The following is a 24,963-nucleotide window of genomic DNA, read 5'->3' as shown; positions in this document are numbered from 1 at the left end:
GCCACTATCTCACTGAGATAGTGGCTTTTTTGCTTATTTTTTATGCAAAAAACTCGATTATACGACTTTTTTGGCAAAATTTATTGACAATGCTATTGTGAAGACCGTATAGTCTGCTGACAACAGAAAACTAATTGTTTTCATAAGTGCCTTATCGCTATCCTCCTCGTGTTTATCAACAAAAACACAATCGTCGTTATAAACACCATTGCTGAACGAAATGACTAAACACAATTACTGATATTGAGTTTTTGACGCAGACTCTTATGTAGCCTTCTTTATATTTATTTCTTATTACCTTGCACCAAATGACTGCAATTCGTACATAAGCTGACATGTAACACCCAAACTACATAAATCCTAGCTCTGTGCACGCACCCTCTATCGCTATATTATCGTTGTTTTAATCAATGTCGTGACTTGTGCTGCTAATGGCATCTCTCATCTGATCACTTGCTAATGACCTATCTATGAATCTTACTGAATTAAAGAAAAAATCAATCGCTGAGCTATTGGCTATCGCAAAAGAAATGGGTCTTGATAATATGGCACGTAGCCGTAAACAAGACATTATCTTTGCTATCCTAAAAACCCATGCCCGTAACGGTGAAGCCATCTATGGTGACGGCGTCCTTGAGGTTCTTCCGGATGGTTTTGGCTTTTTACGCTCATCAGAAGGCTCTTATTTAGCGGGTCCTGATGATATCTACGTCAGCCCTAGCCAAATTCGTCGCTTTAGCCTAAAGACGGGTGATAGTATCGCTGGTACGATTCGTCCACCAAAAGATTCTGAGCGCTATTTTGCGCTATTAAAAGTCGGCGAAATCAACTTTGATACGCCAGACCGCTCACGTCATAAACTTATCTTTGAGAACTTGACCCCACTATTCCCAACTGAGCATTTAAAGCTTGAGCTGGGTAATGGTACAACCGAAGATTTGACTGGTCGTATCATCGACTTGATCGCACCGATTGGTAAAGGTCAGCGCTCTATTATCGTTGCACCGCCAAAAGCCGGTAAAACGATGCTGCTACAGACCATCGCACAGTCAATTACCCGTAACAACCCTGAGTGTTACCTCATCGTACTATTGATCGATGAGCGCCCAGAAGAAGTCACTGAGATGGTACGTACGGTACGCGGTGAAGTGGTTGCCTCTACTTTTGATGAGCCACCACAGCGCCATGTACAAGTGGCTGAAATGGTCATCGAAAAAGCCAAGCGTTTGGTCGAGCATAAGCAAGATGTGGTTATCTTACTTGACTCAATTACTCGTCTTGCTCGTGCTTACAACACCGTCATTCCTTCATCTGGCAAAGTACTGACAGGTGGTTTGGATGCCAATGCGCTAGAGCGTCCAAAACGCTTCTTTGGTGCTGCACGTAATGTTGAAGAAGGTGGTAGCTTGACGATTATTGCCAGTGCTCTTATCGATACTGGTAGTAAGATGGACAGCGTTATCTTTGAAGAATTCAAAGGTACAGGTAACCAAGAGATTACGCTTGAGCGTGATTTGGCTGAAAAACGTGTCTTCCCTGCGATTAATATCAAAAAATCTGGTACTCGCCGCGAAGAGCGCCTGCTTGATGAAGATAAATTGCGTAAAGTTTGGATTTTACGTAAGTTACTACAGCCAATGGATGGCGTACAAGCAACTGAGTTCTTGTTGGATCGCTTAAAAGAAGCGAAAACTAATGACGAATTCTTTGAGCAGATGAAACGTAAATCACAAAACTAATGCTAGCGCTGAGTTGCTTTAGCATAATAGGCAAACATTTAGCTTAAAAATAGAAAAGACCGCTTTCGAGCGGTCTTTTCTATTTTTAAGACTGAAAGTTGTAATTACCAATCTCAACTGACCTACTATCTATACAAGTGCAATAACTTCCTGAAAAATATCCGTCAAGGACACAGTGGAGAAACATCCTTTACAGGATATTTGCAAAGAATAGCGCTTTTACTACGCGCATAAATTATTAGTTGGGTTAGTATAGGCATACTCTGCTACACAAATCGACAGCATTATCAATTTTTGATACATTTAATGCAGTCTTTATTAATACAGACCACGATATGTCTTGCGGTAACACGATAGGTTATTTTAAGACTATTGCCCAAGTATCTTGATACTTTATATCAGCATCAAAATACTTGGACAATGCAAATATCGTGTTTTGATTATGATCAACCAACTTGATAACCTAACAGGTGATATTATGAAATTTGCTAAAACTATTGCGATGACTGCCCTTACTAGCTCTGCTCTTATCATGGGCGGCTGTGCAACTAACGGATATAGCAGTGGCTTGAGCAACACTGCTAAAGGTGCTGCTGTTGGCGCTGCTGCAGGTGCAGTTCTTAAAAGTAACGGCGACAGCAAAGATATCGCTCGTGGCGCACTTGGTGGTGCTGCTGTAGGTGGTGCTGGTGCTTATATTCTTGACCAAACTCGCTAATTGATCTTGTCAAGGCTGAATATTAATATTACCTTGATAGAATCTTAGCTGACACAAAAAAGCCTGCAATCAATTGCAGGCTTTTTTGTGTCTAACTCATGAGTTGAAAGTAAATCCGCTTGTCGTAATCTACCATACACTTATAGTGATACCTAATACACTTATAGCGCTCCGCTAAACGTATCACAAGACTGTACGCTACCACTCTCTAAACCACGAGTAAACCATTGCACGCGCTGCTGACTGGTACCATGAGTAAAGTTATCAGGTACAACTGCTCCGCCACTGGCCTTCGCTAAACGATCATCACCGATTTGACTGGCTGCATTGATGGCTTCATCGATATCGCCCGCTTCCAAAAACTGTACGCGCTCTTGGTTACGCTGCGCCCAAACACCTGCGAAACAATCTGCCTGCAACTCTTGTAGCACTGACAGCTTATTGGCTTCTGCGCGCGTGACTTGACGACTGGCTTCGTTGACTTGCTGACTAATACCTAGCAACGTCTGTACATGGTGACCAACCTCATGCGCGATGACATAAGCTTGAGCAAAATCACCCGCTTTGCCTTCGTTACCTTCGTCGCTAGAGCCTTGCTTATCACCTGTAATACCAAGATTTTGACTCATTTCTACAAAAAATGATTTATCTAAATAAACAGTCTGATCTGCTGGGCAATAAAACGGACCTGTCGCAGAGCTAGCGCTACCGCATGCTGAGCTCACTTGACCATTGAACAAAATCAATGAAGGCTCTTTATAGGTACTACCTGCTTCATTGAATATTTGATGCCACACTTCTTCTGTGTCGGCCAGTACTACTTTTACAAACTGCGTATCCCGATCCGTGCTGGTTGCAACCTCAGTAGAGGTATCACTACTTCCACCGCCAGTAACGGCTTGACCTGTCTGCAAAGCGGTCATGGGATTTACCCCAAATACTAGCCATAAGATACCAGCAATGATAATACCACCGATACCACCACCGACCATCTTTCCACCGCCACCACTACTGGTGCGTACGTTTGAACTACCACGTCGACCTTGCCATTTCATAATTTTATTCCTCAAACATACGATAGGTACTACTGCTCGTATTGATAGTTATTTATATGATATTACGGCCAATACTACTTTTTAGCTTGGTGTTTTAGCCTATTATATTAAAAATAATAGCCTGAATAGGCCTTTCGATAGATAACACCTCTCTAATTTACTCACATTACATCAAACGTTACATTTATTTACTGATTAATCATCGTGAAAGAAGTAAATTATTGCAAGTAAATTTAGAAGTTAATAACGAAAAAAATTCTTTAAAAACAATCTGATGTCATTGATTATATTTCTTTTAATATCCAACAGGGTGTTAAAAATTATAATCAATATACGAAGTAAAATTAAACTTACAATTTTATTGTTACTTAATTGTACGGACTATTTCCATTTAGATAGAAAACATATAGAATGCGTGCAAGCTGAGTAGCTGTAACTGGAAGTCGTTGAATACTGAGAAATCTCGGATTTCAACCCATGTTGCTGCTATTGATCATTTCATTTTTCCGGAGAAAACACTATGAAACTTAAATTACTTGCTCTAGCTGGTATCATGACTGCAACTATGGGCCTAACTGCCTGTGACAGCAGCAAAGAAAACGCTGCTGAAGATTTATCTGACGCATCAGAAGAAGTGCAAGACGCTTCTGCAGAACTAGACGAAGCTGCTGCTGAAGGCGAAGTAACTGCTGATGCTGACGCTGCTGTTGCTGGCGCTGAAGCTGACATCGCTGATGCTCAAGCTGCAACTGCTACTGACGAAATGGACGCTGAAGTTCCTGTAGACGGCGAAGCAACTACTAGCATGGATGTAGCTAGCGAAACTCCAGCTGTTGACGCTGCTGACGAAGTTGTTGTTGAAGAACCAGCTCAGTAATTTTATCGTTTATACGATGAATATACTGTAGTAAAAAAAGAGAGCATTAGCTCTCTTTTTTTGTGCCTGTTATTTATGATGTATAACAAGCTAATACTGTAATGTTCACTGATATTGGTACTCATATATAGTTTAAGCACATCAACATGCTTAGCTTATAGCTGACATACCTAGACTATATAACAAGTGTCAATCAACGACCTAAATATCAAAACTTAAGCCGTCATCATCAGTACAAATATCTAGATTAGGCATCAAATAGACGCTCATCAACCTGCTGGCGAAATTTCTGTCCTGTCTTAAAGGTAACCACACGGCGTGCTGATACCGCAACGGGCTCCCCTGTTTTTGGATTACGGCCTGGTCGGCTGTTTTTATCTTTAAGCTCAAAATTGCCAAAGCCTGAAAGCTTGACCTCTTTGCCATCAATCAAACTCTCTGACAACTCATCAAAAAAGTTCTCAACCAAACAGCGACCTTCTTGGCGTGTTAGGTTAAGGTGACTCATCAAATGCTCGATCATGTCAGATTTGGTTAAGGTGCTCACAGTACAACTCCTATGCTATGTCGTGATGTCGAATATCATGGTTTAGCGGTATGAGGGTTAATGTTAGCTATTATAAAGGTTTTTGGACGTTTTTTTAATAAAAAGCGTATGAAAGTCCTTTATTAATAACCACTTAACGTATTTTAGGGCTTTTTATTAATAGCAATGCCCCGTAGCCTTATAAGTAGAAAAGCTACAGAGCATTGTTTATTGTCTATATTAAATATTAGCTATCGCGTAACTGCGCAGAGTGCTGTGCTGTTAGCGCTTGCACAACCTTATCAGTAGCCGTTTTTATCACGTCATCAGATAACGTTTGCGTACTGTCTTGCCATACTAGTGCAAATGCCAGTGAGCGCTGACCCGTCGGTACTTTATCGCCTTGATATACATCAAATAACCAAAGATCCGTCAATAGCTCACCTGCAGCAGCACGAATCGTGGTTTCTAGTGTCTGCAAACTAATATCGCTATCGACTAGAATGGCAATATCGCGGCGTACTTGTGGGAACTTGCTAGGCGTGCTGATGGCATGCTGCTCACGAGCGACAGTCAGTAATGGTGCAAGTGACAGCTGTGCAACCCAAGTAGCTGGTAGGTCTAACTGTTTTGCGGTATTAGGATGCAACTGGCCAAGCCAACCAACGTATTGATCATCGATATATAATTTAGCGCTTTGACCAGGATGCAAAAAGTTTAGTCCACTGCGCTCATAACGGATACGAGCACCCTCTATTTGCGCAGGTAATAACTGCTCGATATCATGTTTGAGGTCATAAAAATCTAAAGCACGATTTTGATAGGCTTGCTCATCCCACACATTACCGACTGCGACCAAAGCAATACTTGGGGTCTGTACTAATTCGCTGATACTCTGGCCGACAAAGCTAAGGCCTGTTTCAAAGAAACGTACGCGTGGTTGCTGACGGTTCAAGTTATATTGCACACATGGCAACAAGCTTGACAGTAAGGTACGGCGCATAACGGCTAAATCACTAGAGATAGGATTGGCCAGTGCTAATACCTCTCCTAGTGCTTCATCATCAAGTAATGCTTCTATTTTTGCATCACTAAAGCTAAAGCTAATGGCTTCCATATAACCGGTATCGACCAACGCTAGCTTCATCTCATGAGTCAAGTCTGCGGTATCATCATAATCCATGCTGACTTGCAAGTGCGGCAGGACGCTTGGGATATTGTCATAGCCATAAATACGGGCTATCTCTTCGATGAGATCTTCCTTGATACTCATATCAAAGCGATAAGACGGTGGCTTACAAATTAGCGTGTCTGCTTGCTGCTCAACCTCAAACCCTAACTGAGTTAAGATACGTACCATTTCTAGCGGCTCAATATCGATCCCAATAACATCACGTACTTTCGCGATTGGCAAAGTAATTGGCGCACGTGCTGGTAAATGCTCACTACTCTCAGCTTTTACGATAGGGCCCGCTTGACCGCCAGTGACGCTAATAATCAAATCACAAGCACGTGCCAATGCGAGCTCTGGTAACTCAAAATCTACTCCACGCTCAAAACGTTGCGACGCATCAGTATGTAGACCAAAGCGGCGTGCGCGAGCGGCGATAGCAAGCTGACCAAAGAAAGCACTTTCTACAACGATATTGGTCGTGCTATCCGTAACGCTACTACGCTGGCCACCCATAATACCAGCAAGTGCCAATGCGCCTTTATCATCGGCAATCACGAGCTCATCACCCGTTAGAGTAACCGTCTGCTCATTGAGTAAAGTAATGGTTTCAGCAGGCTCTGCCAAACGAACAACGATATCACCAACGATGGTATCTGCATCAAAAGCATGTAGCGGCTGACCCAACTCCATCAATACATAGTTGGTCACATCAACCAAGAAGTTGTGTGAGCGTAGTCCTGATTGAACGAGGGCATCTTGCATCCACTTTGGTGTCTCAATACTACGATCAATATTGCTAATCGATTGTAATAAGTAGCGTGGACATGCTTCAACTGCATTTACTGTGATGCTTGGCGTTGCACCGTTTTCAGTAATGGTGATGTTTTCAGCGATGGTTGGCATTTGTATTGGCAAATCGTTGATGACTGATATTTCACGTGCAATACCACGTACACTAAAGCAATCACCACGGTTTGGCGTGATAGAGATATCCAATATCTGATTGTCTAAGCCTAGATATTCACGGATGTCTGTACCGATCGGTGCATCTGCAGGTAATTCAAGCAAACCGTCTATGCTATCTGTTAAATCAATTTCGGAAGCACCACAAAGCATACCGTTAGAGGCCACGCCGCGTAGGTTACCGTTTTTAATTTTAAAGCCTTTCTTGTCATCGCTTGGCAGTACTGCCCCAACGGTGGCAACAGGTACTTTCATACCAACGGTGACATTAGGTGCGCCGCATACGATTTGTAGCAGCTCAGCTTCACCGATGTTTACCTGCGTGACTCGCAGTTTATCAGCGTCTGGATGTTGCTCAACGCTGACGACTTCACCGATGACCACACCACTAAAAGCACGAGCAACCGCATAGCGATCATCAATCTCTAGTCCTGCCATGGTTAACTGTTCGGCCAACTGTTCGCTGGTATTCGTGGGATTCACCCATTGACGTAGCCACTGTTCGCTAATTTTCATAAATATCTCGGATCAGAATTTTATAATAAAGTGTTAGAGTAAAGCTTGGCGAATTAACTTGCTATAGTAAATCCTATATAAACTAGATACAGCATCAGGCTCGCTCAGTCTACAATTTGTAGCACGTTCACTCACCTTCCTTTTATCTAAGTTATCTTGAACTAACTATATAAGCATAAGGAAAACTCTAGCCAAATTGCTTTAAGAAGCGTACGTCATTTTGGAAAAACAGACGTAAATCGTCAATACCGTAATACAGCATCGCAAAGCGCTCAATACCCATGCCAAATGCAAAGCCAGTGTATTTTTCAGCATCAATGCCGCAATTGGTCAGCACTTGTGGATGCACCATACCGCAGCCCATGACCTCAAGCCATTTGCCATTGTCATCTAAGATATCTACTTCTGCAGAAGGCTCAGTAAACGGGAAGAATGATGGGCGGAAACGAACGGTCAGTTCTTTGGCAAAGAATGCTTCTAAAAACTCGCTAATCAAGCCTTTTAGCTCAGCAAAAGTGCTCGACTCAGTAACCATAAGCCCCTCTAACTGATGAAACATCGGCGAGTGGGTTTGATCTGAATCATTGCGATAGACGCGACCTGGGCAAATGATACGAATAGGCGGTTCATTCTTTTCCATCGTGCGAATCTGCACAGGACTGGTATGCGTACGCAGTAAGTAATGCGCATCAAAATAGAATGTATCATGCATCGCACGTGCTGGATGATGCGACGGAATATTCAATGCTTCAAAATTATAGTAATCACTCTCGACTTCAGGGCCAGTCGCGACATTGAAGCCTGCTTGAATAAAATACTGCTGCATGCGCTGAGTAATCATCGTTACTGGATGCAAATGACCTTTTTGACCACCACGAGCAGGCAACGTAATATCGATACTTTCTGCTTCAAGCTTGGCATTTAATGCGGCCACTTCCAACTGTTGTTGCTGATCAGTCAATGCTTGCTGAATACGGCTACGGACTTGATGTAACCAGCCACCGTAGGTTTTTTTGTCATCAGCACTGAGTTTACCCATTTGCTTTGACCAGCCAGTTAATGGGCTCTTTTTACCTGTCAATTGCACACGCAAATCTTGCAACTCACGCGCATCAGTAATCTGTAAAACCAATGCTTCAGCAGCACTCGCAAACTCAGTCAGTTGAGCTTCATTCAGCTCACTGAGCTCTGAGGATAAGGTCGGTAGCGCCGACAAATCGTTGATAGCAGCAGGGGTAGTCATAAGACGCATTATTCCTGATTTAAACGGACTATTAATAATAGTGATTGGTAATTGTAGGGGTTTGACCAAATATTGCAAACCATTTACCCATTCATTTTAAAATAAAGGCTAATAATATGAATGGCTTGAATATTTAGACAACGAAAAATTTAATTGCACATCAAACGAAATTTTTCTGAATTCGGATAGTGCAAATAGAGTCAGCTCTAAAATATTTTAATATAAAAAAAGCCACCGACCAGCGGTAGCTTTTATTAATATCGTACTATTAATCAATATTAGTTCTATTCATTTAAATAGGCTAATATTTATGCTAGTTCCGCTTTTGCTTTTTCAACCAATGCAGTGAAAGTCGCTGCATCATGCATAGCGATGTCAGCAAGTACGCGACGATCGATTGCGATGTTAGCTTTTTTCATGCCATTGATAAAGCGGCTATAGCTCAAACCGTTTAAGCGTGCACCAGCATTGATACGTGCAATCCAAAGACGACGGAAGGTACGTTTTTTGTTGCGACGGTCACGATAAGCATATTGACCAGCTTTGGTCACTGCTTGTACCGCTACACGATAAACACGTGAACGGGCACCGTAGTAGCCTTTTGCGCGTTTTAGGATTTTTTTGTGACGACGATTCGCCTGTACACCACGTTTTACACGGGCCATAAATTACTCCAAGATATTTTTAATCATTATTAAACGAATCACGATGTCATCAAATAGTAGACATCGTTATCAGATTGCAAGGTCAAATATTTTTAATTAAGTGGCTATTAATTAAATAGCGCTTGATTAAATGTATATGACGATAGGCTATTAGATGTATGGGCACATACGACGAACTGCTGCTTCGTCAGACTTGTCCACCATCTTAAGACCGCGCAACTGGCGAATACGCTTAGCTGATTTCTTGGTCAAGATATGGCTTTTGTTTGCTTGCTTACGCTTGAAGCCGTTTGCTGTTTTTTTGAAGCGTTTAGCTGCACCGCTTCTGGTTTTCATCTTAACTTTCATGATGATTTGCCTCTTTGTCTTTGATAGAACCTGGTCGTCAAATAGTACATAACGAATAGTGGCTTTAAAAACAACCACTAAACCTCTATTTGCCTCGAGGTGGGAGGCGGTATTTTAGCAGATAGCACGCTGTTTTGCCAAGGAAAGTTTTAATCTTGCCCCAGTAAACCATCATAGTAGATAACGAGTATGAACCGACTGCTAGCCTTTCTCATAAAAACACCAATAAAACAGGAAAATCCTCTGCAAATAGATTGAATGTCAGCTTAAGCTGTGCTTAAGTAGAGAGTGAGTATTGGTATAGTTTAGGCACTAATAATAAAAGACTGCTTATCACACTTATTAGCCGTATATCATACGGTCGGCATCGTTACGATGTTACCAATCTATATCAAGCTCAGCAGAACTCATCACCTGCCGTCAACCTAGGAAATAATGTGCCAAGAAAAGAGTTGGACTTTGATAACGATTTATTTGTCTTTGAAACAGTCATGCGTGTACGTCATACTGAGGTAGATATAGGCCAGCATCTGACACTTGAATCATTGACAGCATTGGTGACTGAAGCGCGCGCGCGATTCTTGCACTCCAAAGGTATTAAAGAGATCAATGCCGACTATCAGGGCTTAATTATTGATGAGTTACAGTTAAACATCGATAGTCGTGTACGATTGCGTGACCAACTCCTGTTTGAGATAGGCGTTGAGCCGTTGTATGATAACGGCGGCAATATGGTTATAAAAGCCACTCGGATGCATACGGGTGAAACAGTGGCGAAAGCACGGCTGCATTTTCTCAGTTACGACTTCCGGCTAAATAAAGTGACTGCGCTCAATAACACTTTAAAAGAAGCGCTATACCCACACTTAGTTAATATTTAACATTGTTTTTCTTAAAATACTGTCTTTGCTTAAGCAGCTTCTTCTTCACTCACCATATCAAGAGAGTGAGCACGCTTGATGCATTGAACATTTCTTACTTCATACTTATAAGATGACAGATATATTATGACTTTACCTACTTGGCTGGCTGCCATAAAATTTAATGATGATGGTTTGATTCCTGCGATTGCCCAAGACCATAAGTCTGGGCGTATTTTGATGATGGCATGGATGAATGCGGAAGCGCTCCAACTGACTGCACAAACGCAGACAGCCGTTTATTTTTCGCGCTCACGTGCCAAATTATGGCACAAAGGCGAGTCGTCAGGTCATACGCAAACCGTGCACGATATTCGCTTGGACTGTGATGCAGATGTGATTGTACTGAACGTCACCCAAGCTGGTGGTATTGCTTGCCACACTGGCCGAGAGTCTTGTTTTTATCAGCGTTTAGATTTATCTGGACAAACGCCTGAGTGGGAAACCGTTGATAAAGTACTAAAAGACCCTGCGGATATTTATGCATCAACTGAGACGGCGGATAGCAGTCTACAAACCAATCTGCAACCCAATAACACCACTGCTAAAGATGACACTAACGCTGAGTCTAATCAAACAGAGAACGCCTCTATTTTGCAGCAGCTTGATAATGTATTGGCTGAACGCAAAAACGCTGACGCCGATAGCTCTTATGTGGCCAGCTTGTATGCTAAAGGGTTAAATAAAATATTAGAAAAAATCGGTGAAGAAAGTACCGAAAGCATCATCGCTGCCAAAGACTTTGCCAGTTGCGATGAAAGCCTAGACAAAGCGCAATATGATGAGGCACGTCATGAGCTCATTTATGAAGTGGCTGATGTCTGGTTTCATACATTGGTTGGACTGGCATGGTTTGATATAGAGTCGGATGCTGTGCTAAATGAGCTAGGTCGTCGCTTTGGACTCTCGGGCATTGATGAAAAGGCGTCACGATAACTTGTGATGTTGTAAAGTCAATCTCGTGAAGACAGCTTGTGAAATCGTAAAATAATCAGCTTCTCTGTTTGATTATTTTGCGATTTCACCCTTTTGTCACAACTGCAGGTTATAATATAGCTCTTTTAACGTCGCATTATATGTCGATACTTTTTGTGTACTATATTGCTATGTGATAAACGCAAAGCTATAAACGTAAAGTATGCATATACAGACTGAAAACCAAGACATGAGGATAGCTTTATGGGCAGTTTTTCTATTACGCATTGGCTAATACTATTGGTCGTTGTGGTCGTCGTATTTGGCACCTCTAAACTGAGAAATGCAGGCAAAGATTTGGGCGGTGCGGTTAAGGGCTTTAAAGAAGCGGTCAAAGATGAAAATACAGAGCATGCTAAAAAGCACGCCGTCCTTGATCACGATAGCAATTCACGTACTACAGATCGCTCAACTACTGACAACGTCAATAATAGCGATATCAATACCGCCCCTACTGACGATAAGCACAACGTATAATGCTTATAGCACTTCGCCAGCCTGTAGTTCCTAGATAGTGACACTCAACCATTATGTTTGATATTGGGTTTTCTGAATTACTCCTCTTTGGCATAATCGCCTTGATAGTCCTAGGTCCAGAAAAACTGCCTCAGGCAGCGCGTACTGCTGGGCAATGGTATGCCAAAATTCGCCGCACGGTATCTACCTTACAGTCTGAAATAGAGGCTGAATTAGACTTGGCTGAAACACGGCAGCAAATGCAAAAAGAGCTGGCCAAAATTCGCCAGACTGAGTCGGATATGAAACGCGAGCTAGCAGAAATGCGTGGCAATATGAAAGAGTTTGAAAACGCTCAAAACCAACAATTTAATGCAGCGCATGATACTGTCGGTAAGGCTGCACATGGCAAGGCTGATGAAAATAATGGTGAGCAAAATAGTAGTGAACAAAAAAGTCAGTCAGTTACGCCTAAAGAATTCGATTACGCCTATGGGCAAGATACGACCCTAGCAGATACTAAACAGCCATTAGAAGCAGACGACAGTTTACACGGCCCCTCCACAGGCAGGACACCCCAAGATAGTACTCATCAAGTGGTTCAAAACATCACAACCAAACCTTGGGAAAACATGTGGTTCCGTCTTGGTGCTTATGACAAAGCTCGCCGTCTACCTATGCCTCCCTACTTACCAAATTATAAAGCCGATGTTTTATTAAACAGTCCTGTAAGCATGCAGACTTCTGACAATAAACAGGATTCTGATTGATGGGATTATTCAAACGCAAAGAAAGCCGCCAAGAAAAAGTCGCTAGTTCAGACAAAGAAGCAACTACCGATGCGATAGATAAAAATGAGTCTACAGATGCGTTAAGCGCTGTGGCTGATATGCCTATCACAGAGCATTTGATTGAGCTACGTAGACACTTAATCAAAATATGTGTTGCCGTACTGGTTATGTTTTTAGCGTTAGTTGGATTTTCACGCGAGCTATATAACTTGTTGTCTGACCCCTTGGTTGCACAACTGCCAGCCAATTCAACCATGATTGCGACAGACATCACCTCCAACTTTATGGCTCCGATACGCCTGACTGTCTTTGTCGCTGCATTCTTTGCCATGCCTTATATTCTGTATCAAATTTGGTCGTTTGTCGCGCCAGGCTTATATAAAAAAGAAAAGAAAATTGCTATTCCAGTACTACTATCTTCGATATTCTTATTTTATTCTGGCGTAGCGTTTGCTTACTTTATCGTACTCAAAGGGGTGCTAAAGTTCTTTATCATGTTTGCCCCGCAAAACGTCCTACCAATGACAGATATCGACAGTTACCTGAGCTTTGCACTCAAACTGTTTATGGTATTTGGCTTAACTTTTGAGATTCCAGTCGTCACCTTGCTATTGATATTGACTGGCATTGTCTCCATTCAAAGTCTAGAAGATAAGCGCCGCTATATCATTGTCGGCTGCTTTGCCGTGGCGGCAGTCGTCACACCACCCGATGGGGTATCGATGCTGATGCTTGCCATTCCGATGTGGTTGTTGTTTGAGCTTGGTTTGTTTTTAGCCAAAATCTTGATCAAAGAAGAACCCAGCGCTGCTCTAGCTGCTAAGACGGCCTCGCACAAAGAATGAACTTACCAGTTAATTCAAAACAGGCCAACGCGCTAATCTGTTAATATGGCTACTTAAGCCTCAAGTAATCGTCGATACATCTTTTGACTATATTGTCACTAATCAGCCATTGTCTATGCAGTGGCTTTTTTTACCCCCATCATTTTTGACCATGTTTTATTCTTTTAGGTAACTTTGTTATGTCCGCATCTATGCCAGCTTATATGAGCGATCCCACTGACGAGCAATTGAATGCGCTCAATATGGCGATGGATCACAAGTCATTCAAAGTGGTGGCTTATGCGGGTGCCGGTAAAACCACAACGCTAAAATTAATCGGTGAGCGCCTGCGCGGACGCGGCTTATATTTAGCTTTTAATAAAACGATTGCCAATGATGCTCGTTCAAAATTTCCATCACATGTGGAATGTCGTACCTTTCATTCGCTTGCCTATCGTCATGTTGCACGTGATATCACGGCCAAACTATCCTTGCCGCGCTTCTCACCCAAGCGTCTTGGTGATGATTTGGGCCTGCAGCCCGTCCAAGTGCGTCGGCAAATGGATGGCATAAACAAATATATTACGCTCACGCCGGCTCGATTATCACGTTTCGTCAGTGATGCCGTGAGCAATTTTTGTAGTACGCACGCCAGCTATCCTGCACCCAGACATATATTGTTTCCAAGTTGGCTCGATGAGTCAGATGCAGAGCAATTACGTGAGATGCTCTACCCTGCCGTAGAACAACGCTGGTTACAGTCGATTGATGCGCGTCATCCTGCTGGCATCGGGCATGATATTTATCTGAAACTTTGGGCATTGTCTAAGCCGAGCATTCCAGCAGATTTCATTTTGTTTGATGAAGCGCAAGATGCAGATCCGCTGATGATGGGGATTTTGACTCAGCAACCGAGACAGGTTATCTATGTAGGCGATGCGCATCAGCAGATTTACGAGTGGCGTGGTGCGGTCAATGCAATGAAAAAACTGCCGCTGCCGCAAACCTTGTTGACGCAGTCTTTTCGCTTTGGTGAGCCAATTGCAGAAGTTGCCAATACACTGCTGAAAGCACTGCAAGAAGACGTACCGCTTAAGGGCAATCCTAATAAACAATCCTCTACTGAAAAAGGTATGGTACACAGCAAAAAAGACGCCATTCTATGTCGTACCAATGCCGCTGCGATGTCGCAACTATTGACCGGTCTCAAGCTTGGGCACCGTGTAGCATTACAAGCAGACACTGACCGTATGCTCAAATTCTGTCAGGCCGCCGAAAATTTAAAAAATGGTAAGTCTGCTTATGGTGTGCCTGAACTGGCATACTTTTATAATTGGGGCGATGTGCAAGAATACGCCGAAACCAATGAAGGCAGTGATCTCAAAACTCTGGTGAAATTGGTCGATGATCATGGCACCAACGTATTGAGTCAAGCGGTTAATAGCTTGACCAGTATCGAAAATGCCGACTATGTCATCTCAACTGCTCACAAAGCCAAGGGGCTTGAATGGGGAAAGGTGCAGTTGGACGATGACTTTTATTATGATGTCACCACCAATGCGGTCAAGATAAGTCCAGAAGAGTTGCGCTTACTATATGTCGCTTGCACGCGTGCCCAGACCAACTTAGACATTCATAATATTAAAGACTTGATATCAGGATTGCAGACAGGTAAAAAAGTGATTTTTGGTAAGACTTAATTATCCTCCATCTCTGCCAATCTCGAGCTTCATTCTATCTTTCGTTATAGCAACCTTTTAGCAGTGAACAACAAGCATGAATAATAGTCAGCAACTTCAAGCACGTCAAAACACCATCCGTCAGTTATTTGCCAATCCTGTCCGCCTCCTTGCGCCAATGGAAGGCTTAACCGATCCATTGATGCGGCAAATCCTCACGCAGATTGCGGCAGATTTAGGTCGTCCCTATGACTGGTCGGTTAGCGAGTTTATTCGTGTGACTCAGCACGTTTTACCCGCGCATGTGTTTTATAAATACGTTCCTGAGCTGCATCATGATGCCAAAACTGCATGTGGCACACCGATTCATTTGCAACTTTTAGGCAGCGAAGCGCAACTTATGGCAGACAACGCAGCATATGCTGCCGAGCTTGGTGCACCTGCCATTGATATCAATTTTGGTTGCCCTGCTAAAACGGTAAACAGCCATCGTGGTGGTTCAGTATTACTGGATGAACCCGAAACCATGTATCAGATTATCAGTGCAGTGCGTCAGGCAGTGCCTGATAATATTCCTGTATCTGCCAAGATTCGTTTGGGCTATACCGATACCAGTAGAATGGATGATATTCGTAGCGCGATTAATGACAGTGGTACTGATTGGCTGACCATTCATGCACGAACCAAAACCCAAGGCTATAAGCCGCCCGCCTACTGGGACAAGATTCAAAGTTTTAATGCGCTCGATATTCCAGTGATTGCCAATGGTGAGATATGGAACGCAGAACATGCACAGAACTGCATGGCGCAAGCTGATACAGAACATTTGATGTTAGGTCGCGGCGCGGTTACCCGTCCAGATTTGGTTGCTCGTGTGGATTGCAGTTCAGATGATGCCATGCTAAGTGCGGCAACGTTGTCGTGGAAAGCGATGGTCACCCATCAGATAAAATTTTTGGAAGGTCAGGCTAAAACTGAAGTGATATTGGTCGGTCGCTATAAGCAGTGGCTCGCGATGCTCATCAAAGGCTATGCTGAGGCGCAGATATTATGGAATAGTATCAAACGAGAAAAAAATAAAGCAGTGATTATCAGTGCGCTACAATCTAGCATACAACAATAATCACCTACTCATATCTGGTTGATCTAGCCGCTATAAAAATCAGCTCTCAAGCGTTATACACTCACTCGAATCGCTAAATAAAATAGCATCAAAGAACAAGCCATTGATAACGCCCAAAGTATCGAGCGAAAAGCCGACAAATTGGTGATGTAAGCCACACAAAAACCAATACGAATCAGCACATATAGCCAAGCCAATACATTGATAATTGCCTGTGGAACGAAGAATAACATCGCCGTTAGGACAGCCGCCAAAAATATAGGCAACGTCTCATAGCTGTTTTGCTGTGCTGCATTGGCACGTGCTGCAACCCCTGTCGCATGCTGAAAAAAATCGCGAGGATGCGCATTATTTCTGAGCTTAAAGCCGCCAGATGCTTTTGCAACGATTGATACTAACCATGGTAGTAAGCTTGCCACCACCATTGCCGAAATGGCAGATGCTGCGGTATTAGAGACCAACTCCAAAAGTGCATTCATTAATATATTCGCCTCTACCCTGCTATAACTTCAAAATCATGAGTGACGTTCACGCCGCCTTGTACCAACATTCTACTGGCTGAGCAGTATTTTTCTGCTGATAAATGAATGGCTTTTTCGACTTGTTTTTCTTTGACATCTTGACCCGTCACCACGAAATGCATATGAATATCGGTATATACCGCTGGTACGGTTTCAGCACGCTGTGCGGTCAATTCACAACGTACATCTGTCACTGCTTGACGTGATTTCTGTAAAATCTCTACCACATCATAGCTAGCGCAACCACCCAGCCCTAATAAAATCAGCTCCATTGGACTGGCGCCTTTTTCTTTGTCTGCATCGATCTGTACGTTGTGTCCTGACGGTGACACGCCCATAAATGCTTTGTTTTCTTGCCACGTAACACTTGCTTTTGACTCTGACATTTTGCCTATTCCTTATTTCAATTATTAGATTTCAATTAGCAGGTTCTCTGCTTTTTATTTTTAATAATACCTGTTGCCTTAATACCGTACTGGTAGTTATATCACGTTGCTAGTGTAGCATAAGCCAAAGCGAGATTTTATATCCCCATTGTCGTTAACTGTCGTTGGCTATTATCATGACTCTAGTTACATTCAGCTAGCCTAGCTTCTTTGATTCATGATTTATTTATAATGATCGTTTTCAAATCATAGCTGAGTACTAATACACTTATCCCACCGCCATTACTGAAACTTGCCCTCGCTGTAATATCTCTCAAATAAACTTACAAAAGTCTATTTATAACTACTTGATTTTAAACAGCTAAACTCGTGAAACATTTTATAGCAAAATACTGTTACACATTTTGCTTGTTTCTTGGTTTAATAACGGTAATGAATCTTATTTTGACCTAATATCGATAACAATCACCTTATAATAATTATGATTTTTGTCATGGTTTTAGGTTGAGATAAGCTATTTTAAATAAATTAAAAAGGTTTAGTCATGATAGATGCAGACGGCTTTCGCGCCAATGTCGGCATCATCTTGGCAAATACACAAGGGCAGGTTCTGTGGGCAAAACGTATTGGTCACAACGCTTGGCAGTTTCCGCAAGGTGGTATCGACCGCGGAGAGACGCCGATGGATGCGATGTATCGCGAGCTCTGGGAAGAGGTCGGCCTACATCCGCGTCATGTAGACTTGTTGGCAGTGACGCAAGATTGGTTGCGTTATCGTCTGCCAAAACGCTATGTGCGGCATGGACAACACCCTTTGTGTATTGGGCAAAAACAAAAATGGTTTTTGCTGCGCTTAGATGAGGCAAATACTCAACATATCCGCTTCGATGAAGGGAAGCCGGAATTTGACCATTGGCAATGGGTCAGCTACTGGTATCCACTCGGACAAGTGATTCATTTTAAACGAGGCGTTTATCGCCGTGCCTTGCAAGAACTGGTACGCGAGCTTCCCTTAAAGCAAGAACTGATTATTCCTGAACAAGAAAATCATTTAATAGTGTAATAAATCACTCAATTTATAATGTAATAAAAAACACCCTTGGTAATGGCTAAGATTCTAGCCATTACCAAGGGTGTTTTTTATTGTTGTTCAGCTATCGAATGCAGTCACTTTGGATGATGATCAAACTCTCGACTGGTAATATTCGCGGTGAATTTTTTGCCCATATCGCCCTCTTTGCGCAACGTCAAAATACTTTGGGTACGAGTCCCATAAGTAGGTACATTGTTTTCTGTATTACCAAAAGCCACTGGTTCAATATAAACAGAAGACAGCATCTGCTCCACCTCAAACGCCACACCAGTATCAGGCAACTTATCTGCTGGTGCGGGTGTACTATCAGATAATACGTCAAAGGCGGCCTCTTGCCAGTACTCTGGTGCACTATTTTCAGCAATGAGCGGCAATACCTCTTGGCGCAATCGTCCTCGCAGTTTTTCCGTCTTAAACCAGCTGTCCTCTGGCTGACCGTTAGAAAGCACATGCAAACCTGCATATAATGGCGTTGGCGCATGACCGCGATTATTGACAATGACGGCTTGTGCTGTATCACCAATAATAAGATTAAAGCCAGCATAATCTTGCAAAGTAATATTTCGGGCAAAATCCATTGGGCTAATAGTACTTGTCAAAAAGTCAGTTACGAGCGCACCGCGCGAACGTTCGTCTGTTCCTGCCTGCACGCCATCACGAAAGTTTAGTACCGCAGCCCAACGACCATTCTGCTCAAAAAAACCTGTCTTTTTTTCTTGATGAATACCTAGCCACGTGCCACCGCTTTGCTTATCACGCCCAGCATAAATAGGTTGATCAGACCATTGATGTAGCGACTCAGTTGGACGCTCCAGAAACTCATCACGATTGGACAATAATACCAATGGCAGCTCATCAAATAACTGCCAAGCAATGGCGACGATACACATAGCATTCCTTTTATAATAATCTGTTATACCAACGCTTTTTAGCAAAAATAAAGAGCATCGTTTAAGGTTTTACTTATTGATTGCCAGCTAGCATTTTATTGGCGGGATAGCTAACCTGAGACGTTGAGCGTATCACTTGTGACTGCTTGCTTGGTAAGTCAAACTCCCATGCTACTATGCCTTGATTGTCATTCCAATCTCGTTCGGTTACAGGCGGCGTATTAGTGACCGTAACCTTCAGACTGTCATCGCGACTGATAGGCTCACTGCCCAATACCTGCAAGCGTACACTGCGATTATGCTGATTGGTAAACTGATAGGCGTTGGTGGTCGTTATGGTTTGCGTACGGTTCAGCACGCCTTTCTCGCCTTGCTTGTCTTCATTGGTCAGCTCTTTGACCATCATATTTGGATCACTACCAAAGCCAATGCCTTGCTCTTTTAGCATTTGGTAGCTATAACGTGACTGACCTACATAATTGTCATCACGGTACAGCTGTAGCGAACCATCGACCCAGTCTGGTGTCAAAAATGGCGCTGATGCATACCAGTAGGCGGCAGTCTCAACGCTTGGTGTGCTGCGAATCCATAGCTTACTGTTACCAGATTGCTTTCCAATCACTGTACGTACCCGTCTGCCATCACTTGGAATACTGACCGGCTGCGGTAAGCGATACTCGATGATGCCATTTTTATTTTGACTACTGACGGTAAAATTAGGTAGCGGTGCCATAGGTGCTGCTGCTCCTTTGGTGTAAGCCGCTTCTGCCATCATCACAGGAGCAGCATCCATCATAGGTGACTCACGCCTAACACTCGCATCTTGATTCTCTTCATATAATGACAAACGCTGCACATACGGCAGTTGTCCCGTCGTACTCTGATTGGGATTAACGGTACTGAGTGTCACAGGTACGTTTGTCCAATTCTCACCCGTCTGCTGGGCGATAATCGCAGAGGCTGTGATACTTAACTGCTCACTAGTTGTATTTAGGCGAGCTTGATACGCAGGTTCCCAACCTGCGCCGCGTACTTGGTAGTGCAATTTAAGGGTACTTGGCGAACGGCTAGCCGTGCGTACACTCACCTGTGTCACATTATTAAAGGTTGATGTCGCGCTGCCTGACATAAGCTGATTAAGTGCATCTTGAGCACGCGCCTGACGCTGTTGAATCTCTAAAATTCTTTGGTTAATACTTGTCGCTTGAGTTTCTATATCACGCGCATTATTAGCAATCGTACTATCCGTATTGACCTGAGTGGCTTTGGTCAAATTCTGTAAATATGCTTTTGCTAAGCGTGCTGCTTCCAATTCTGCATTGATATTGGCTAAAGTGTTTTGCTGAGTCTGCACCTTAGCATCACCTTGATATTGGCATTGCGCTGCTTGCTCCCCTGTCAGCTCTTCAATACTGATTTCACCGACGTTGACGTTACCCACCGCCTGTACACTCAAGCTCTCTTTATCCATATGAGGTGACAAGCATGAAAATACAACAGTTTGCTCACCATTACCTACAATGGGCAGCGCCCGTGTCACGCTTGCCAAACCTTGATAAATAGTGACTTGTTCAACGTTGCTCGTTGCCGCTTGCGCCGAAGACAATCCCAATACGGTACTACCACCAAACATAAGCGGCAAAACCAAACATCTAGTCATTTTATTAAGCGGCAGTAATGCGCTGCCATGGTCTGTTGAAACAGACGCCTGTATTACATGAGCGTTCATACATCATTCCTTAGAAGTAAAATCCATTATGGCAGCAGCGCTGCTTTTACTATCAGACTTGCCATCATATAAGCACGCAAGACAATTTCTATCAAAAATAGTATCTTTCAAAGATATAACCGTAGCGTTTTTGACACTTTTTAGCAACAAATGTCTCTATCAAAGCTAACGTCATATTTTTATATTGCGCACGGTTTTCTACTTATTCCCTTTTATGGTGCAACCTACCAAAATCTATGCACTAGATTAATGAAAAAACGCCACAATTTTTAATTATTGTACTGTTGTTTCCCAAATAATGGCCTTTTTAACTTGGCACGGAATTTGAACTATTAATCACTGTTAAGTAACAATATTTTATTTTTTGTATTTACTTAGGAGATGTCCATGTTTTCGTTACCAATTTTAGCCAACCCTCAGTTTGTTGAGTCGAATATTCCTAGCAAACTCAAATCACGCGTTTCACTATTGGCGATAGCCGTCATCAGTAGTTTGAGTCTCGCTGCCTGTCAAAAACCTGCAGAAACTGCGACATCGACAGAAACTACAGCTGAAACGACCACAGAAACAACGACTGAGCCTGCCGCTGATGGCGATACCATCAAAGTAGGTATCTTGCATTCATTGTCTGGCACCATGGCCATCTCCGAAACCTCTCTAAAAGATACCGCATTAATGACCATTGATGAAATCAATGCGAATGGCGGTGTACTGGGCAAGCAGCTAGAGCCTGTGGTCGTTGACCCTGCCTCTGATTGGCCATTGTTTGCCGAAAAAGCCCGTCAGCTATTAACTCAAGATAAAGTAGATGTCATCTTTGGCGGTTGGACTTCCGTATCGCGCAAATCGGTATTACCCGTGGTTGAAGAGTTAAACGGATTGATGTTTTACCCAGTGCAGTACGAAGGACAAGAGCAATCAGAAAATATTTTTTACACTGGTGCTGCGCCAAATCAGCAAGCCATTCCAGCGGTAGAGTATTTAATGAGTGAAGAAGGCGGCGGTGCAGAGCGCTTTGTATTGCTGGGTACTGATTACGTCTATCCACGCACCACCAACCAGATTTTAAAGGCATTTTTGAAGTCAAAAGGTGTGGCTGATGCAGACATCATGGAAGAGTACACACCATTTGGTTTCAGCAATTATCAAACCATCGTATCTAACGTCAAAAAGTTCTCAACGGGTAAAAAGACAGCGGTAATTTCTACTATCAACGGCGATTCAAACGTTCCGTTTTATCGTGAACTGGCCAACCAAGGTATCAAGGCGTCAGAAATTCCAGTCATGGCATTCTCAGTAGGTGAAGAAGAACTGCGTGGTATCGACACCAGTCTACTGCAAGGTCACTTGGCGGCATGGAACTACTTTATGTCGATCAAAAACCCAACCAACAGCGAATTTACCAAACGCTATAAGCAATATGCATTAGACCAAAACCTACCAAATGCTGAAAAAGTCGTGACCAATGATCCAATGGAAGCCACCTATGTCGGTATCAATATGTGGAAACAAGCCGTTGAAAAAGCAGGCACTACTGACGTCGATAAAGTACGTATCAGCATGGCTGGTCAGACGTTCGATGCGCCTTCTGGTTACACATTAAAAATGGATGACACCAATCATCATTTATGGAAGCCTGTGATGATTGGTCAAATTCGTGCGGATGGACAGTTTGACACGATTTTTAAGACGCCAGAGGTCATTCAAGCTCAGCCTTGGAGCGAGTACATTCCTAAATAGGCTGTCCAATGGATAAATTTGTGCTGACAGGTGCATGAATCGATGACCCAGTACCTACTCTCCACATTTATTTTCAACACGTTATATATCTATACCTCTATTGCTTAGTACGCTAAGCAGTAGAGTCAAGAATTTGTTGACCGTGGAACACAGGGAGCCGCATATGCAGCGTCACACTTTATGCCCCATTTCAGGGCAAATATCATCTAAGAATGGTAATGATCAGCAAGCACCAACAAGCAAGTTCATGAGGCACGCTGCGATTTTTTCAATATCTATACCTATGCGGCTACTTGCTCTGACTGCATTATTCATAACAATTTTCACCACCTCTGCGCATGCTGACCATGACGGTCAACCACATGACCATGATACGGATACTGCTCATAATGAGCCATCATTGATCACGACTGCGAACGTATCTACTTCTACTCAAGCCAGCACCTCAGGTACCTCAAATATTTCAACAGTAACTTCTACAAGTTCAGGCGATGCCATTCAACAATTTGTGGCGGGTGATTTTAGCCAGCGTCAAGCCATGTTAAGTGATTGGCCAGGATCCGTTGAGAGTTTGGATAGTCTGGTTGAGTTCATTGCCAATGATGAGCTATATCAAGGTAATGGTGGGCAAACATATTTACTGAATAAAGATGATCAGCTATTTACTTATCCTGATAAAAAAGAAACGGCGGATTGGCCTAGTGACTTATCACAAATCACCTTGACCAATGCGCTGCGCTCGGCGCTCATTTTTGGACAAGCTAAGGTAAAGCTAGCTTCTGACAAGCCCGCACAGCGCCTGCAAGCTGTGGATATTTTGGCCGACAATATTGACCAAGTAGACCCAGCCATTATTACGACAGCAGCGGCAAATGAAGACAGTGCTAAAGTCAAAAAAGCGCTAACCGCATTACAGGCTCGTATAGATTTCAAAAATGGTGACCTACCCACTCAAATCGCAGCCGTAAAGCTACTTGCTGATAGTGATAACCCACAAGTATTAGTCGATATCGAGTCTGCCCTTGCCGCTGATAATTTAGATTCTGCACTTGAAGCTGCGCTTGTCGACGCTGAATCTAGTGTATCACGGCGTATTGAAATAAGCACATGGACTGGTCATATTTTTACCGGTATGAGTACCGCCAGTATTTTACTGCTCGCCGCGCTTGGCCTTGCCATTACCTTTGGCTTACTTGGCGTGATTAATATGGCGCATGGTGAGCTGATTATGATTGGGGCTTATACCACATATATGGTGCAAAATTTCTTTCAAGCTTATATGCCAGATATGGCAGGCTGGTATTTGCTTGCCGCTATTCCGGCTGCTTTTTTGGTTAGTGCCATCATCGGCATGATTATTGAACGTATCGTGATTCGCCCATTATATGGTCGTGAGCTAGAAACCTTATTGGCAACATTTGGGGTGAGCTTAATATTGATGCAACTGGTGCGGATGATTTTTGGTGCGCAGAACGTTGAAGTTAGTAACGTGGCATGGCTCAGCGGTGCATATCAAGTGTCATCAAGTTTGGTACTTCCTTACAATCGCATCGCCATTATCGTATTTACGGTCATCATCGTGGCGCTACTGGTGTACTTACTTAATAAGACCCGATTTGGATTATTTATACGAGCAGTCACCCAAAACCGCCAAATGGCAAAAGCAGTTGGTATTCCTTCTGCACGTATCGATATGATGGCATTTGGTTTGGGCTCTGGTCTTGCTGGCATGGCAGGCTGCGCGCTTGCTCAAGTAGGCAATGTAGGTCCTGACTTGGGTCAAACCTATATCATTGATACATTTTTAGTCGTCGTGGTGGGCGGTGTCGGACAAGTATGGGGCGCAGTATTAGCTGCATTGGGACTAGGTGTTAGCGGTACGGTACTCGAGATTGGCATTGGTGCAGTATTGGCAAAAATTGTGTTGTTGGTTCTTGTGATTCTGTTCATTCAGAAACGGCCACAAGGTTTATTTGCACTAAAAGGCCGCTTTGTCGAATAAGGAGACTCCT

General features: G+C 43.1%; 23 protein-coding genes. 13 read left to right on the top strand and 10 right to left on the bottom strand.

The features are described 5' to 3' along the window. Nucleotides 1–470 precede the first annotated feature (470 nt). Nucleotides 471–1,739 carry a transcription termination factor Rho gene (rho, locus tag JMW61_RS05385; RefSeq protein ID WP_055125334.1) on the top strand — a complete coding sequence of 423 codons (1,269 nt, stop codon included), beginning with the start codon at nt 471–473 and terminating at the stop codon, nt 1,737–1,739. A 478-nt stretch (nt 1,740–2,217) separates the two neighbouring features. Beyond that, nucleotides 2,218–2,457, top strand: coding sequence for a hypothetical protein (locus JMW61_RS05380; RefSeq protein ID WP_110923570.1), 240 nt, complete (start codon nt 2,218–2,220; stop codon nt 2,455–2,457). 161 nt (nt 2,458–2,618) lie between these two features. Here the strand turns inward: JMW61_RS05380 and ypfJ are convergent, their stop codons facing one another. Then, nucleotides 2,619–3,512: a KPN_02809 family neutral zinc metallopeptidase gene (gene ypfJ / locus JMW61_RS05375; protein WP_201549865.1), complete on the bottom strand. Its 894-nt coding sequence runs from the start codon at nt 3,510–3,512 to the stop codon at nt 2,619–2,621. Between the two features lie 520 nt (nt 3,513–4,032). On the opposite strand from ypfJ, the gene JMW61_RS05370 reads away from it, so the two are divergent. Continuing rightward, on the top strand, nt 4,033–4,389 hold the full coding sequence (locus JMW61_RS05370) for a hypothetical protein (protein WP_110923572.1): 357 nt from the start codon (nt 4,033–4,035) through the stop codon (nt 4,387–4,389). Between the two features lie 247 nt (nt 4,390–4,636). Here the strand turns inward: JMW61_RS05370 and JMW61_RS05365 are convergent, their stop codons facing one another. The 5 genes from JMW61_RS05365 to rpmI form a co-directional block, all read right to left on the bottom strand. Then, nucleotides 4,637–4,936: an integration host factor subunit alpha gene (locus JMW61_RS05365; RefSeq protein ID WP_110923573.1), complete on the bottom strand. Its 300-nt coding sequence runs from the start codon at nt 4,934–4,936 to the stop codon at nt 4,637–4,639. Between the two features lie 226 nt (nt 4,937–5,162). Continuing rightward, nucleotides 5,163–7,568 (bottom strand): phenylalanine--tRNA ligase subunit beta, encoded by a 2,406-nt coding sequence (pheT, locus tag JMW61_RS05360; protein ID WP_201549864.1) that lies wholly within the window; start codon nt 7,566–7,568, stop codon nt 5,163–5,165. 187 nt (nt 7,569–7,755) lie between these two features. Beyond that, complete coding sequence (pheS, locus tag JMW61_RS05355; protein WP_110923575.1) at nt 7,756–8,811, bottom strand: phenylalanine--tRNA ligase subunit alpha; 1,056 nt, start codon at nt 8,809–8,811, stop codon at nt 7,756–7,758. A gap of 308 nt (nt 8,812–9,119) precedes the next feature. Further along, complete coding sequence (gene rplT, locus JMW61_RS05350; RefSeq protein ID WP_011281252.1) at nt 9,120–9,476, bottom strand: 50S ribosomal protein L20; 357 nt, start codon at nt 9,474–9,476, stop codon at nt 9,120–9,122. A 150-nt stretch (nt 9,477–9,626) separates the two neighbouring features. Next, nucleotides 9,627–9,824 (bottom strand): 50S ribosomal protein L35, encoded by a 198-nt coding sequence (rpmI, locus tag JMW61_RS05345; protein WP_010197866.1) that lies wholly within the window; start codon nt 9,822–9,824, stop codon nt 9,627–9,629. A gap of 437 nt (nt 9,825–10,261) precedes the next feature. On the opposite strand from rpmI, the gene JMW61_RS05340 reads away from it, so the two are divergent. From JMW61_RS05340 to JMW61_RS05310, 7 genes are all read left to right on the top strand, one after another. Next, the gene (locus JMW61_RS05340; protein WP_110923576.1) at nt 10,262–10,705 is read left to right on the top strand and encodes an acyl-CoA thioesterase family protein; all 444 of its coding nucleotides are present in this window, start codon (nt 10,262–10,264) and stop codon (nt 10,703–10,705) included. 126 nt (nt 10,706–10,831) lie between these two features. Further along, entirely contained in the window at nt 10,832–11,680 is an 849-nt protein-coding gene (gene hisIE / locus JMW61_RS05335) for a bifunctional phosphoribosyl-AMP cyclohydrolase/phosphoribosyl-ATP diphosphatase HisIE (protein WP_201549863.1), read from the top strand. A gap of 243 nt (nt 11,681–11,923) precedes the next feature. Beyond that, nucleotides 11,924–12,196, top strand: a complete 273-nt coding sequence (gene tatA / locus JMW61_RS05330; protein WP_201549862.1) for a Sec-independent protein translocase subunit TatA — start codon at nt 11,924–11,926, stop codon at nt 12,194–12,196. Between the two features lie 53 nt (nt 12,197–12,249). Further along, nucleotides 12,250–12,945 carry a Sec-independent protein translocase protein TatB gene (gene tatB / locus JMW61_RS05325; protein ID WP_201549861.1) on the top strand — a complete coding sequence of 232 codons (696 nt, stop codon included), beginning with the start codon at nt 12,250–12,252 and terminating at the stop codon, nt 12,943–12,945. Beyond that, the gene (gene tatC / locus JMW61_RS05320; RefSeq protein WP_201549860.1) at nt 12,945–13,811 is read left to right on the top strand and encodes a twin-arginine translocase subunit TatC; all 867 of its coding nucleotides are present in this window, start codon (nt 12,945–12,947) and stop codon (nt 13,809–13,811) included. The genes tatB and tatC overlap by 1 nt, the downstream gene beginning before the upstream one ends. Before the next feature lie 179 nt (nt 13,812–13,990). Further along, nucleotides 13,991–15,490, top strand: a complete 1,500-nt coding sequence (locus tag JMW61_RS05315; protein WP_201549859.1) for a UvrD-helicase domain-containing protein — start codon at nt 13,991–13,993, stop codon at nt 15,488–15,490. A 76-nt stretch (nt 15,491–15,566) separates the two neighbouring features. Further along, on the top strand, nt 15,567–16,592 hold the full coding sequence (locus JMW61_RS05310) for a tRNA dihydrouridine synthase (RefSeq protein WP_201549858.1): 1,026 nt from the start codon (nt 15,567–15,569) through the stop codon (nt 16,590–16,592). 53 nt (nt 16,593–16,645) lie between these two features. Here JMW61_RS05310 and JMW61_RS05305 read toward each other — a convergent pair whose 3' ends face one another. Both JMW61_RS05305 and JMW61_RS05300 read right to left on the bottom strand, forming a co-directional pair. Continuing rightward, nucleotides 16,646–17,071 (bottom strand): MAPEG family protein, encoded by a 426-nt coding sequence (locus tag JMW61_RS05305; RefSeq protein ID WP_197102016.1) that lies wholly within the window; start codon nt 17,069–17,071, stop codon nt 16,646–16,648. Between the two features lie 14 nt (nt 17,072–17,085). Beyond that, a complete protein-coding gene (locus tag JMW61_RS05300) occupies nt 17,086–17,499 on the bottom strand; it encodes an OsmC family protein (RefSeq protein ID WP_110923584.1) in 414 nt (137 codons plus the stop codon). Nucleotides 17,500–18,043: 544 nt separating this feature from the next. Here JMW61_RS05300 and JMW61_RS05295 point away from each other — a divergent pair. Beyond that, on the top strand, nt 18,044–18,562 hold the full coding sequence (locus JMW61_RS05295) for an RNA pyrophosphohydrolase (protein WP_110923585.1): 519 nt from the start codon (nt 18,044–18,046) through the stop codon (nt 18,560–18,562). Nucleotides 18,563–18,666: 104 nt separating this feature from the next. Here the strand turns inward: JMW61_RS05295 and JMW61_RS05290 are convergent, their stop codons facing one another. Next, on the bottom strand, nt 18,667–19,482 hold the full coding sequence (locus JMW61_RS05290; protein WP_201549857.1) for an NRDE family protein: 816 nt from the start codon (nt 19,480–19,482) through the stop codon (nt 18,667–18,669). A gap of 73 nt (nt 19,483–19,555) precedes the next feature. Next, on the bottom strand, nt 19,556–21,211 hold the full coding sequence (locus JMW61_RS05285; RefSeq protein ID WP_201549856.1) for a DUF4139 domain-containing protein: 1,656 nt from the start codon (nt 21,209–21,211) through the stop codon (nt 19,556–19,558). Between the two features lie 435 nt (nt 21,212–21,646). On the opposite strand from JMW61_RS05285, the gene urtA reads away from it, so the two are divergent. Both urtA and urtB read left to right on the top strand, forming a co-directional pair. Beyond that, the gene (urtA, locus tag JMW61_RS05280) at nt 21,647–22,951 is read left to right on the top strand and encodes an urea ABC transporter substrate-binding protein (protein WP_197134962.1); all 1,305 of its coding nucleotides are present in this window, start codon (nt 21,647–21,649) and stop codon (nt 22,949–22,951) included. 163 nt (nt 22,952–23,114) lie between these two features. Further along, nucleotides 23,115–24,953: an urea ABC transporter permease subunit UrtB gene (gene urtB, locus JMW61_RS05275; protein ID WP_406947807.1), complete on the top strand. Its 1,839-nt coding sequence runs from the start codon at nt 23,115–23,117 to the stop codon at nt 24,951–24,953. Nucleotides 24,954–24,963: the final 10 nt, after the last annotated feature.

The sequence above is a fragment of the Psychrobacter fjordensis genome, assembly GCF_904845995.1.
In the GTDB taxonomy this organism is placed as follows: Bacteria; Pseudomonadota; Gammaproteobacteria; order Pseudomonadales; family Moraxellaceae; genus Psychrobacter; species Psychrobacter fjordensis.
The sequence above is the reverse complement of the archived record's forward strand: the minus strand, read 5'-3'. Positions and strand labels throughout refer to the sequence as shown.

What these genes read in the sequence shown, in the direction of transcription:
- tatA (WP_201549862.1), top strand. Translation starts at nt 11,924, where the DNA reads ATGGGCAGTTTTTCTATTACGCATTGGCTAATACTATTGGTCGTTGTG.
- JMW61_RS05380 (WP_110923570.1), top strand. Translation starts at nt 2,218, where the DNA reads ATGAAATTTGCTAAAACTATTGCGATGACTGCCCTTACTAGCTCTGCT.
- JMW61_RS05310 (WP_201549858.1), top strand. Translation starts at nt 15,567, where the DNA reads ATGAATAATAGTCAGCAACTTCAAGCACGTCAAAACACCATCCGTCAG.
- tatB (WP_201549861.1), top strand. Translation starts at nt 12,250, where the DNA reads ATGTTTGATATTGGGTTTTCTGAATTACTCCTCTTTGGCATAATCGCC.
- JMW61_RS05300 (WP_110923584.1), bottom strand. Translation starts at nt 17,499, where the DNA reads ATGTCAGAGTCAAAAGCAAGTGTTACGTGGCAAGAAAACAAAGCATTT.
- pheT (WP_201549864.1), bottom strand. Translation starts at nt 7,568, where the DNA reads ATGAAAATTAGCGAACAGTGGCTACGTCAATGGGTGAATCCCACGAAT.
- JMW61_RS05305 (WP_197102016.1), bottom strand. Translation starts at nt 17,071, where the DNA reads ATGAATGCACTTTTGGAGTTGGTCTCTAATACCGCAGCATCTGCCATT.
- JMW61_RS05290 (WP_201549857.1), bottom strand. Translation starts at nt 19,482, where the DNA reads ATGTGTATCGTCGCCATTGCTTGGCAGTTATTTGATGAGCTGCCATTG.
- JMW61_RS05285 (WP_201549856.1), bottom strand. Translation starts at nt 21,211, where the DNA reads ATGAACGCTCATGTAATACAGGCGTCTGTTTCAACAGACCATGGCAGC.
- tatC (WP_201549860.1), top strand. Translation starts at nt 12,945, where the DNA reads ATGGGATTATTCAAACGCAAAGAAAGCCGCCAAGAAAAAGTCGCTAGT.
- urtB (WP_406947807.1), top strand. Translation starts at nt 23,115, where the DNA reads ATGCAGCGTCACACTTTATGCCCCATTTCAGGGCAAATATCATCTAAG.
- rho (WP_055125334.1), top strand. Translation starts at nt 471, where the DNA reads ATGAATCTTACTGAATTAAAGAAAAAATCAATCGCTGAGCTATTGGCT.
- pheS (WP_110923575.1), bottom strand. Translation starts at nt 8,811, where the DNA reads ATGACTACCCCTGCTGCTATCAACGATTTGTCGGCGCTACCGACCTTA.
- JMW61_RS05295 (WP_110923585.1), top strand. Translation starts at nt 18,044, where the DNA reads ATGATAGATGCAGACGGCTTTCGCGCCAATGTCGGCATCATCTTGGCA.
- rplT (WP_011281252.1), bottom strand. Translation starts at nt 9,476, where the DNA reads ATGGCCCGTGTAAAACGTGGTGTACAGGCGAATCGTCGTCACAAAAAA.
- rpmI (WP_010197866.1), bottom strand. Translation starts at nt 9,824, where the DNA reads ATGAAAGTTAAGATGAAAACCAGAAGCGGTGCAGCTAAACGCTTCAAA.
- JMW61_RS05315 (WP_201549859.1), top strand. Translation starts at nt 13,991, where the DNA reads ATGTCCGCATCTATGCCAGCTTATATGAGCGATCCCACTGACGAGCAA.
- JMW61_RS05370 (WP_110923572.1), top strand. Translation starts at nt 4,033, where the DNA reads ATGAAACTTAAATTACTTGCTCTAGCTGGTATCATGACTGCAACTATG.
- hisIE (WP_201549863.1), top strand. Translation starts at nt 10,832, where the DNA reads ATGACTTTACCTACTTGGCTGGCTGCCATAAAATTTAATGATGATGGT.
- ypfJ (WP_201549865.1), bottom strand. Translation starts at nt 3,512, where the DNA reads ATGAAATGGCAAGGTCGACGTGGTAGTTCAAACGTACGCACCAGTAGT.